Here is a 1,722-nt window from a genome sequence, read left to right as displayed (position 1 = left end):
GTAGACTGATATGAACGAAACTGTCAAGCCCCGTTCAGATAAATATACTTTTGGCCAGCTTCAAATAAAGAGTCTTTTTAGGCTCTTTTGATCTTTTGATTCTTACGTTTCCATCCATATTCTTGCTAGCGCTATTCCTTCTTCTTAGCTTGCCAACTACTTTTCAGATGACTGAAACCCTGCTAAAAGCTAAGAATGATGGAATTATGTACCTCCTTTTTTTACACGAAGGAGATAATTACACGGCACGAAGGCAAAAATCTCTGCTTCGATAAGCATACTGATATCCGTGGGTTTTCACATTTTATCTTTCCGTTAAAGGATCTGTCACGAACTCCTGGCGTGCGTTCACCTCTTAAGGCTAGCACAAGTCTACGTCGTGCGTTATCCTATACGGTTTTCTTCTTTGCCTTCGAGCCCTATACTTATTTCCTTTGGATTAACCCTTGCCTCAAAGGATGCATATTTTAATTCCAACTAAGTCGTCTGAACGTCACCATCGGCTTCACGCGATATCGCCCAAATAAACCCTGCTAATTCTCTGGCGACTGCCGCAATGGCTTTTCCACTCTCTTTTCCTCGGCCCAGTAGCCGGAAATACTTTTTATGCAAGCGGTTCTGAGCTTTCCACGAGACCCCCAGGACATTAGTCGGGTGTCCTTTTTGTCTTTTCTTCAGTTCCCCTTTGACTGCAGGCTGGTATCTATAACTCCATGCTGCTTCGATTAAAAGCCTCCGAACATGGCGATTCCCTGTTTTGGTGATTTCTCCTAAATTGCGTGTCAACCCACTGGAACTTTCGCTTGGCACAAGCCCGGTGTATGCCATGAATTGCTTAGGGGTTTGAAATCGACTGAACGATCCTACCTCAGCTACCAGACTGGTAGCTGTAATTAGGGCAATGCCTCTTAAGGTCATAAGCGTCTGAATCATGGGTGCATGGACGCTTTCTTTGGCTTGTTCCTCCATTTCACTTTCCAGTATCTTCAGTCGCTGCTGATACTCCTTCAATTGTTGTAAATATTCTTGGAAGGTTACACGGGAAGCGGAACGTTCAAATTTTAGACTGTCCAGCCAATCCCAATATTTAGCCGTCCATGTCCTGGTACCCTTAGGAGGATGGATTTCATTTCTGAGAAGAAATTTGGTTAGTCTATGTTTAGCCCTTAATTCATCTTCCTTTACATCCTCACGTGCTCTAACTAAATCACGGAGTGCTTCATCATTTTCTGTCGGGACGTAGATTGGCGTCAGTTCCCCGGCACGATAAAGGGTTGCCAATTTTATTGCATCCCGTTTATCTGTTTTTACGCGCTCACCTGGTTTTTGTGGGATTAACGACGGTGCGATTACCTCACATTCAATATCCATACTCTTCAGAAGGCGATAGAGCCCGTAACCGGTTGGGCCTGCTTCATAACACACTTGCAGAAGTTCTGGTTCACCTAGTTTTTTCATTAATTTTCTAATCGCTTCTACCGTATAGTCAATCATACCAACATATCTTGGCTTGGAACGTCCCTCATCAGCAACTGCGACTGCAATTTTGTCCTTTGATACGTCTAGACCAACGTATTTTGTGGTATCATCCATAGTACTAGCTCCTTTCGTAATTATAGCTCTGATTTGGCTATGGGTTTTGGGCTTGCTTTACTATACCCACTATGACCAAATTAACCTACGTTGTTACGATTAAGGGGCTAGTTTCGTTCATAATAACTC

1 protein-coding gene is annotated in these 1,722 nt (G+C 43.4%); it reads right to left on the bottom strand.

Translation table 11 applies throughout. From position 1 onward, the window contains the following. Positions 1 to 477: 477 nt before the first annotated feature. A complete protein-coding gene (locus tag CZ434_RS00055) occupies positions 478 to 1,593 on the bottom strand; it encodes an IS110 family RNA-guided transposase (RefSeq protein ID WP_077621189.1) in 1,116 nt (371 codons plus the stop codon). Between the last annotated feature and the right edge of the window lie 129 nt (positions 1,594 to 1,722).

Origin of the sequence: Sediminibacillus massiliensis, assembly GCF_900156915.1 — a bacterium.
GTDB lineage: Bacteria > Bacillota > Bacilli > Bacillales > Amphibacillaceae > Sediminibacillus_A > Sediminibacillus_A massiliensis.
The sequence above is the reverse complement of the archived record's forward strand: the minus strand, read 5'-3'. Positions and strand labels throughout refer to the sequence as shown.

Coding starts and splice junctions, on each gene's coding strand:
- CZ434_RS00055 (WP_077621189.1), bottom strand. CDS start 1,593: ATGGATGATACCACAAAATACGTTGGTCTAGACGTATCAAAGGACAAA.